Here is a 7,245-nt window from a genome sequence, read left to right on the forward strand (position 1 = left end):
GGAGTACGGCATCCCCTATTCATGCTGCTGCCAGCGCCAGCAGCGCGTCGCGCGTGGCCAGCAATTCCTCCAGCGGCGGCGCGTCGTTCAGTTGATGCGTCGACGCCATCGCCCGATCAAGCCGCGCCTTGGCCTCCACGCCAATCTCCGGCAGCAGATCGGCGATCCCGACCATATCGTCCATGCGCGCCCAGCAGTTGAGCGCCAGATCGCACCCCGCCGCGACCGTCGCCGCCGCAAGGTCCGGGATGCTGCCCTTCAGCGCCTTCATGTCGAGATCGTCGGACATCAGCAGTCCGTCAAAGCCGATGCGCCCGCGAATGATCGTCTCGATGACGGAAGGCGACAGGCTCGCCGGCAGATCCGGGTCCCAGGCCGTATAGACGACATGCGCCGTCATCCCCATGGGCGCGTCCTTCAGCGCCTGGAACGGCGCCAGATCGACCGCCAGCGCATCCTCGTCGGCGGTGACGATCGGCAGTTCATGATGGCTGTCGACCATGGCCCGGCCATGGCCCGGCATATGCTTGACGATCCCGACCACGCCGCCGTCGGCCAGCCCCTCGATCACCGCCCGCCCCAGCGCCGCCACCCGCATCGGCTCGGCGCCAAGGGTCCGGTCGCCCATGATATCGCTTGCCCCATCCTGCCGGACATCGAGCAAGGGCAGCGCATCGACGCTGATGCCGACCTCCGCCAGCGTCGTCGCAATCGCCCGCGCATTGGCGCGCGCCGCCGCGATGGCGCTGGACGGGGCGACCCCATAAAGCCGGTCGAACGCCGCGCCGGGCGGAAAACTCGGCCATACCGGCGCCTGCATCCGCGCCACCCGGCCGCCTTCCTGATCGATCATGATCAGCAGGTCATCCCGCCCATGCAACGCGCGCAGATCATCGGTCAGCGCCCGAAGCTGATCCCTGTCCACGATATTGCGCCGGAACAGAATATAGCCTGCCGGATTCGCCTCCCTGAAAAAGGCGCGCTCATCCGCAGTCAGAGTCTCGCCGGAAAGGCCGAAGATAACGGGTTTCATGGGAAGGATGGTAGCGGCTGAAAGGCCCGCTGTCGAAGGGCTTTGTCCCCTTAATTGACCACCATGCAGCTTTCGCCGGCCACCTTCAGCTTGCCGCACAACGTGCTGGCCTGCCCCCCCGCCGCCGCGCGCAGGCGATAGACGGTGCTGCCACCGACCTCAGCCTCCTCGATCGACATGGGCAGCGGCTCCAGATAGGTGAAACGCTTGGACAGCCGCTTCCACGCATCCCTGGCAAAGGCCTGATTGCCATAGGCGCCCAGCTGGATCATCCCGCCACGGGCGGGACGCGTCGCCGCAACGGCAGGCCTGGCATCGGTTTCATTCGCCACCTTGGCCGTGACGCTCTGCGCAGGCTTGCCCGATACCGCCGGCCTGCCCGAACCCGCCGCGCCCGTCGGCGTGATCGGCGCCTCCGGCACGCGAGTCGGGTCGATTCGGCCATCGCGCGCCACGCCCTCGCTCGCGGCATAGCTGGCATCGCCCTCGCCATCGAACTTCTTGGCGTCGGCTTCCTTCGCCGGAATCTTGTAATCCCCCGCGGGCGCCGCGATCAGCTTGCCCTCGCCGCCAGCGCTGCCCGAGCGGTTCTGGATCAGCCACACCCCGGCGACAACCGCGCCGATCAGCGCCAGTCCGAACAGGATGAAGCCCAGCAGCCGCAACGGCGACAGCCCCTGCTCCTCTTCATCCTCGATGGCGGGTTCCAGCCAGGGCAGACGCTCTTCGTCGTCCAGGTCCAGCCGTCCCCGCGCATAGTCGCCCATCTCAAACTCCGCCGGTTACTGCATCTCGGTCAATGCGGCGACGCCCATCAGCGCCAGCCCGTTACGGATGATTTGCCCGATTCCCCGGCTCAAGAAAAGCCGCGCGGAAGTAGTGGCCGGATCATCCATCTGGATGACCCGCGCCTGTGGATTATCGTTGCCAAGGTTCCACCAGCTATGGAAGGATGAAGCCAAGTCATTGAGATAGAAGGCAATACGATGCGGCTCACGGGCCAGAGCGGCCCCCTCCACCACGCGCGGGAACTGCGCGGCAAGCTTCACCAGCCCCAGATCTTCCGTCCCAAGGCGGGACAGATCGGGCGCGGGCAGATCAAGTCCCGCCTCCTCGGCACGGCGACCGAGCGAGGAAATCCGCGCATGGGCGTATTGGACATAAAAGACCGGATTGTCCTTCGAAGCCTCCACCACCTTGGCGAAATCGAAATCCATCTGCGCATCGGCCTTGCGCGTCAGCATGGTGAAGCGGACCACATCCTTGCCCACTTCGCGCACCACATCGGCCAGCGTGACGAAATTGCCCGCGCGCTTGGACATCTTCACCGGCTCGCCGTCGCGCAGCAGGCGGACCATCTGGATCAGCTTCACGTCGAAGCGCGCCCGCCCTTCCGTCAGCGCGGCGACGGCGGCCTGAATCCGCTTCACCGTGCCGCCATGGTCGGCGCCCCAGATGTCGATCAGCTGATCCGCCGTCTGCGCCTTCTGGTAATGATAGGCCATGTCGGCGCCGAAATAGGTCCAGCTGCCGTTGGATTTCCTGATCGGCCGGTCCTGATCGTCGCCAAACTTCGTCGAACGGAACAGCGGCAGCTCGACCGGCTCCCAATCTTCCGGCGTCTCGCCCTTGGGCGCTTCCAGCACGCCATCATAGACCAGATCATGCGCGCGGAGCCATTTTTCGGCCGCTTCAGGCTTCCCCGCCGCCTGCAATTCGGCCTCGGACGCGAAAATATCATGATGGATGCCCAGCAGCGCCAGATCGCTGCGGATCATCTCCATCATCGCCGCCACGGCGCGCGTGCGGAACAGCACCAGCCATTCGCTCTCCGGCGCGCCGACATAGGCATCGCCAAATTCGGCGGCCAAAGCCTGCCCCACCGGCACCAGATAGTCGCCCGGATAGAGGCCCTCGGGAATATCCCCCACGGCCTCGCCCAGTGCTTCGCGGTAACGCACATGCGCCGACCGGGCGAGCACATCCACCTGACCGCCCGCGTCATTGATATAATATTCGCGGATCACCTTATGCCCGACATGTTCCAGCAGGGTCGCCAGCGCATCGCCCACCACCGCGCCCCGGCAATGGCCCATATGCATGGGGCCGGTCGGGTTGGCGGAAACATATTCGACGTTCACCGTCACGCCCTCGCCCGTGGCGGACCGCCCATAGTCCTCGGCCTCGGCATGGATCGCCGCCAGTTCGGCCCGCCATGTGGCGTCGGTCAGCCTGAGGTTGATGAAACCCGGCCCGGCGACCGACGCGCCCTCGACCTCGTCCAGCTTCTCCAGCTCCGCGACGATCTTCTCCGCCAGCGCGCGCGGATTGGTCCCCGCCGGCTTGGCCAGCACCATCGCCGCATTGGTGGCCAGATCGCCATGGCTGGCGTCGCGCGGCGGCTCGACCGTCACCGGCTTGCGATTGAGCCCGGCAGGTAGCGAGCCATCAGCCTCCAGCACGTCAAGCACGGCGTCGAGATGGGCGGTGAAACGGTTATACAGGGACACGAGAGCGAACTTTCCAACAAAGGCCGTTCGCCTTGAGCCTGTCCGAAGGCCACCCTGTTCTTCAAGAAAGGGGCTTCGACACGCTCAGCCCGAACGGGAAAATGAGCTTAGCGGGTAGCGTTGTAACGGAGCTGATCCTGGGTCAGATTGAACCCCACGAGCAGCTCGAAACTGGTTCGCTGCAATGCCGCCTTGACGTCCGGCTGCGCGAAGGGATCGATCGCCGCGTCGGCATCGCCCGCCCTGCGTTTCTGCGTGATCATTCCCTGAATGGTCGCAGGCAGCGTCGCGGCGGCCTTGCTCACATAGGAACCGGCCTTGGCCGTCGCGCTGGCACGATATTGCCCCGCCGGGAAATCCAGCACCAGCTGGCCGATGCGTTTGGCGATCACGGCATTGCCGCCGCGCACGACGGCGGAATAATAAGGCAGCGTCACCTGCCGCGCGGCGCTGGCATCGCTCCGGCGCGCATTCACGGTGAAGGTCGCCTCGGTATAAAGCTGCTCGCCGTCCGCGCAGGTCGATCGCAAATTGGTGATTTCCGCCACCACGTCGATCGCCCGGGCGTCGGTGCTTCCCGCCGGATTGAACAGGGTGACATCACCGGTCTGGGCCGGAATCGCCGCCACCGGGCAGGCCGAACGCACGGCCACGATGCCGCCGGTCGCATCGATTTCCCCCCGCCGCGAACAGCCCGCAAGGGCCAGGGCGAGCATGACGGTCGGCGCAATTCGAGAAAAGGTCACAGGCAATCCCTTGGGAACAGGCGTTGGGCTTCTTATCCGTACCCTGTCGCGCGCGCAACATAAAGGAAGCGGCTTTCATCCGCAGCCACTATCGCCTAAGCGGCAGGGCATGACCTCTCACCCGCCCATGAAGCTGTTGATCGCCGCCCCGCGCGGCTTTTGCGCCGGTGTCGACCGCGCCATCATCATCGTCGAAAAGGCGATCGAGAAATATGGCGCCCCGGTCTATGTCCGCCATGAAATCGTCCACAACAAGTTCGTGGTCGACAGTTTGAAGGCCAAGGGCGCGATCTTCGTGGAGGAACTGGATCAGGTGCCGGACGGCGTGCCGGTGGTGTTTTCCGCCCATGGCGTGCCCAAGGCGGTGCCGGCCAAGGCGGAGGAACGCGGCCTCGACTATCTGGACGCCACCTGCCCGCTGGTCAGCAAGGTCCACCGCCAGGCCGAACGGCAGGTGGAGGCAGGCCGCCATATCCTGTTCATCGGGCATAAGGGCCATCCGGAGGTGATCGGCACCTTCGGTCAGGTCGACGCGGGCCATATGACGCTCATCGAAACGGTGGAGGATGCCCAAGCCTTCGTCCCCGCCGATCCCGACAATCTCGCCTTCCTGACCCAGACGACGCTCTCGGTGGACGACACCGCCGCCATCGTCGCCCTGCTCCTGCGCCGCTTCCCGGCGATCCATGCGCCCAAAGGGGAGGATATCTGCTACGCCACCTCCAACCGGCAGGCAGCGGTGAAGGCGATCGCGGCAACCTGCGACGCGGTCTATGTGATCGGCGCGCCCAACAGCTCCAATTCCCTGCGGCTGGTCGAAGTGGCGGAGCGCGAAGGCACCCCCGCCCGCCTGATCCAGCGCGCCGACGACATCGACTTCGCCTGGCTGGAGGGCGTCCGCACGCTGGGTCTGACCGCAGGCGCGTCCGCGCCCGAAGTGCTGGTGCGGGAGGTGGTCGACCGGCTGGCGACCCGATTTGACGTGACGGAGGAACAGGTGGAAACAGCGCGCGAAAGCATCGCCTTCAAGCTCCCCCGCGGACTGGAGGCCGCGTAAACCCATGGCCGTCTATACCCAGGTTCCCGCCGAAGAGATCGACGCCTTCCTCGCCCGCTACGACGCTGGCCGCCTCGTGTCCGCCAAGGGCATTGCCGAGGGGGTGGAAAACAGCAATTACCTGCTCGAAACCACTGGCACCGATGGCGCTTCCGGTTCCGGGGCGGGCCATCGTTATATCCTCACCCTCTATGAAAAGCGGGTGGATGAAGCGGACCTGCCTTTCTTCATGGACCTGCTCGACCATCTGGGCGCGCGGGGCTGTCTCGTCCCCCGCTTCATAGCAGACAAAGAGGGCAATCGGCTCCAGCAGCTCGCCGGGCGCCCGGCCTGCCTGATCGAGTTCCTCACCGGCATTTCCGTCACGGAGCCGACCGTGGGTCAGGCCCGCGCGGCGGGCGCGGCGCTGGGCGAACTGCATCGCGCGGCGGAGGGTTTCACCGCCGAACGCCGCAACGCGCTCGACCTGCCCGGCTGGCATGATCTGGCGGCCAAATGCGGCAAGGATTTCGATCGGATCGCTCCCGGCCTGCGTGCGCGCGTGGCGGATGAACTCGCCTTTCTCGACGTGCATTGGCCCGCCGACCTGCCCCGATCGGTGATCCATGCGGACCTGTTCCCCGACAATGTGCTGATGCTGGGGGACGAGGTGACGGGCCTCATCGACTTTTATTTCAGCTGCACCGACATCCGCGCCTATGATCTGGCCGTCACCCACAGCGCCTGGGTGTTCAGCAATGACGGCGCGACCTGGTTCGGCGACCGCGCCGCGGCGCTGAGCGCCGGCTATGCGGCGACCCACGGCCTGTCCGACGCCGAGCGGGCGGCCTTCCCCATATTGTGCCGGGGCGCGGCGCTGCGCTTCCTGCTGACGCGCGCCTATGACTGGATCAACACGCCCGCCGACGCGCTGGTGACGCGCAAGGACCCGCTGGCCTATCTGCGCCGCCTGGATTTCTACGCCAGCGCCAATCCGGCGGACCTGCTCTGAGCATGAGCGACCTGCCGCAAGTAGAGATCTTCACCGACGGCGCCTGCAAGGGCAATCCCGGCCCCGGCGGCTGGGGCGCGGTGCTGCGCTTTGGGGAGAAGGAGAAGGAAATCTCCGGCGGCGAAGCGCAGACCACCAATAATCGCATGGAGATGATGGCGGCGGTTCAGGCTCTGGAAACGCTCAAGCGCCCCTGCCGCGCGACGCTGTACACCGACAGTAAATATGTGATGGACGGCATCACCAAATGGGTCTTCGGCTGGCAGAAAAACGGCTGGAAAACGGCGGACAGGAAGCCGGTGAAAAATGCCGAACTCTGGCAGTTGCTGGTCAAGGCCGCCGCGCGTCACGAAGTGACATGGCAATGGGTGAAGGGCCATGCCGGCCACCCCGAAAACGAACGCGCCGACCAACTGGCCTGCGCGGCGGCGGAGAGCTTCAGGAAATAGCGGCCGCCATGGGTGGTTTTAGGGCGTGAGTGGATTCCAGCCATTACAGCTTCGTCATCCCGAACTTGATCCGGGGTGACGAGGGTGGGAATGTCAGCCGATGGACAAAACCAGCCATCACTTTTCCCTGTCCTACTCCCCACCTCAGGGCTAAGCCGAATCAGCTCTTTGAACCGTGAAAATCGCGATAGGAAATTCGCACGAAGCCGCGCTTCTCCAAGCCTCTATCGTGTCACCTTTGTCACCCAAATCCTGTAGGGGCGCACAAAAGGGCAAACAAAAAAGCCCCGATCTAAAGCAGAGCAGGGCATGCCTTCAACAATGTCGGGAATATTCATAGCCTTTGCTTGCGCTCAGGAATTTTCCGGGAAATATCCCCCGGACATTTTCATTTTCCGGAAAATTGGTGGAGCCTAGCGGGATCGAACCGCTGACCTCCTGCATGCCATGCAGGCGCTC

Annotated in this window: 7 protein-coding genes; 3 read left to right on the top strand and 4 right to left on the bottom strand. The window is 64.9% G+C overall.

Annotated elements, in window-relative coordinates:
- Positions 1-19: 19 nt before the first annotated feature.
- The 4 genes from nagZ to RUH75_RS22805 form a co-directional block, all read right to left on the bottom strand.
- Complete coding sequence (gene nagZ / locus RUH75_RS22790; protein WP_313809492.1) at positions 20-1,033, bottom strand: beta-N-acetylhexosaminidase; 1,014 nt, start codon at positions 1,031-1,033, stop codon at positions 20-22.
- Positions 1,034-1,083: 50 nt separating this feature from the next.
- Positions 1,084-1,800, bottom strand: coding sequence for an SPOR domain-containing protein (locus RUH75_RS22795; protein ID WP_313809493.1), 717 nt, complete (start codon positions 1,798-1,800; stop codon positions 1,084-1,086).
- Between the two features lie 15 nt (positions 1,801-1,815).
- Positions 1,816-3,543 (bottom strand): arginine--tRNA ligase, encoded by a 1,728-nt coding sequence (gene argS / locus RUH75_RS22800; RefSeq protein WP_313809494.1) that lies wholly within the window; start codon positions 3,541-3,543, stop codon positions 1,816-1,818.
- A 107-nt stretch (positions 3,544-3,650) separates the two neighbouring features.
- Positions 3,651-4,259: a hypothetical protein gene (locus tag RUH75_RS22805; protein WP_313809498.1), complete on the bottom strand. Its 609-nt coding sequence runs from the start codon at positions 4,257-4,259 to the stop codon at positions 3,651-3,653.
- Between the two features lie 139 nt (positions 4,260-4,398).
- Between RUH75_RS22805 and ispH the strand changes: the two genes are divergently transcribed.
- The 3 genes from ispH to rnhA are packed head-to-tail and all read left to right on the top strand — an operon-like array spanning position 4,399 to position 6,786.
- A complete protein-coding gene (ispH, locus tag RUH75_RS22810) occupies positions 4,399-5,346 on the top strand; it encodes a 4-hydroxy-3-methylbut-2-enyl diphosphate reductase (RefSeq protein WP_313809495.1) in 948 nt (315 codons plus the stop codon).
- Positions 5,347-5,350: 4 nt separating this feature from the next.
- On the top strand, positions 5,351-6,337 hold the full coding sequence (gene thrB, locus RUH75_RS22815; RefSeq protein WP_313809496.1) for a homoserine kinase: 987 nt from the start codon (positions 5,351-5,353) through the stop codon (positions 6,335-6,337).
- 2 nt (positions 6,338-6,339) lie between these two features.
- The gene (gene rnhA / locus RUH75_RS22820) at positions 6,340-6,786 is read left to right on the top strand and encodes a ribonuclease HI (protein ID WP_313809497.1); all 447 of its coding nucleotides are present in this window, start codon (positions 6,340-6,342) and stop codon (positions 6,784-6,786) included.
- Positions 6,787-7,245: the final 459 nt, after the last annotated feature.

Origin of the sequence: Sphingobium sp. (assembly GCF_032153725.1) — a bacterium.
In the GTDB taxonomy this organism is placed as follows: domain Bacteria; phylum Pseudomonadota; class Alphaproteobacteria; order Sphingomonadales; family Sphingomonadaceae; genus Sphingobium.